This is a genomic window from Ferruginibacter sp. HRS2-29 (genome assembly GCF_024343615.1).
In the GTDB taxonomy this organism is placed as follows: domain Bacteria; phylum Bacteroidota; class Bacteroidia; order Chitinophagales; family Chitinophagaceae; genus Ferruginibacter.
Genome location: NZ_RJUB01000088.1, coordinates 1 through 2,009 on the forward strand (window position 1 = coordinate 1; position 2,009 = coordinate 2,009).

The window sequence follows — 2,009 nt, forward strand, 5'->3', positions numbered from 1 at the left end:
ACAAGCACCACATTTGCCGGTCTTGCACCAAATACTTACACGATTACAGTACGTAACTCCGCAGGTTGTACTTCCACTGCTAGCGTAATAGTGAATGCCGCTCCATCAGCACCGGCTGCAGCCACGGCTACAGTCACCCAACCTACCTGTGCCACTCCAACCGGAACGATCGTAATTACGGCACCAACCGGCACCGGCCTGGAATACAGCATCAACGGAACCACTTTCCAGACAAGCACCACATTTGCCGGTCTTGCACCAAATACTTACACGATTACAGTACGTAACGCCGCAGGCTGTACTTCCACTGCTACCGCAACCGTAAATGCGGTTCCAGCGAGCCCGCTGGCTCCGGTAGTCACGTCACCGGTGACCTATTGCCTCAACGCGACCGCGGTTGCATTGACTGCTACAGGCTCTAACCTTTTATGGTATGCCGGCGCAACAGGCGGAACTGGTTCGGCCACAGCGCCCGTACCTGCCACCAATACTGCCGGAAGCATCAACTATTTTGTATCCCAATCGAACGGTGGATGTGAAAGTCCGCGTGCACAGATAACTGTAACAGTAACAGATATCACTGTTGCAGCGATCACCGGTAACACTTCCATTTGCGCAGCAGGAGCCAACAGCACCACACTTGCCAACCCAACCGCAGGCGGCACCTGGAGCAGCAGCAATACGGCTGTTGCAACAGTAAGTAATACCGGAGTGGTAACCGGTATAAGCGCCGGTAATACCACCATCAGTTATACAGTAACCAGCGGAAGTTGCAGCAAAGCAGTTACCACGGTGGTTACGGTAAATGATTTTACCCTAAACCTTACTGCATCAGCCACTACGGTGCCGCAAGGCAATGCATTTACGCTCAGCACATCGGCAGGTACCAACTACCAGGTGACCGCCTGGTTGCCGCTGGCGACATTTACTAACCAGACTTCATTAACGCAAGCGCTGGTTGCTTCGGCAAATGCTACTTATCGTGCAGTGGCATTGTCGGCTGCGGGTTGTATCGATACAGCTTCTGTGAGCATCATCGTATCAGCTCCGGAAAAACACGAGGTATTTGTGCCGAATGTTTTTACTCCAAACGGCGATGGTAAAAACGATGTGTTGAAAGTGTACAGCACTACCCTGAAGAGTATGGAGTTCAGCATCTTCAACCAATGGGGCGAAATGATCTTCCGCACTAGCAACATCAACGGAGGATGGGATGGCACTGCAAAAGGTAAACTGCAACCGGGTACAGTATATATATATGTACTCAAAGCAGTCATGCTCGACAACAGCATCATCAACAAAAAAGGTTCAGTGACTTTATTAAGATAAGCAAATGAAAAAATTATACAGCCTGCTGGCTACACTCGCTTTCACAGCATTGCTGGCACCTGCCGCAAAATGCCAGGTAGATCCGCATACATCACAGTATTACATGTACCCGCTATACCTCAATCCTGCCATGGCCGGGTTGATCAATGGCGATTACAGGGTGGCGGCTACCTACAGAAATCAATGGGCAAGCATTACCGATGCCTTTTCCACCACCGGGCTTACTGCCGATATCAACACCGACAAGAACATGAATTTCGGTGTCAACATCCTTAACCAATCTGCCGGAGATGCAGGCTACAACTACCTTACAGGGTATGCTTCACTGGCCTATACCGGGCTGCGTTTTGGCAAAGGTGAATATCAACGCATTTCCCTCGGCATGCAGGTAGGGTTCATCAACCGGCGCGTGAATGCTTCCAAATTTAAATTTGGTGATCAATGGAATCCGATCACTGGTTACAACCCGGGCAATGCAACCGGGGATGTTTTAAAAACATCCAATGTTTCTTCCTTCGATGCAGGAGCGGGGGCATTTTATTATGATGCTACACCGGATAAAAAAGTGAATTTTTACGGTGGGGTTGCGGTGTTTCATTTGACCAAACCTAAGGATCCGTTCCTCGTATCCGGTGATGGCGCTGTGATACCGATGCGTTATTCCGTTCATGCAGGTGCAA

2 protein-coding genes are annotated in these 2,009 nt (G+C 49.9%); both read left to right on the forward strand.

Translation table 11 applies throughout. The annotated features are described in order from the left end of the window. The coding region (locus tag EGI32_RS11130; protein WP_255155443.1) for a gliding motility-associated C-terminal domain-containing protein at positions 1 to 1,329 on the forward strand (1,329 nt) is incomplete at its 5' end. A gap of 4 nt (positions 1,330 to 1,333) precedes the next feature. Next, positions 1,334 to 2,009 (forward strand): PorP/SprF family type IX secretion system membrane protein (locus tag EGI32_RS11135; protein WP_255155444.1); only part of this gene is annotated, 676 nt, incomplete at its 3' end.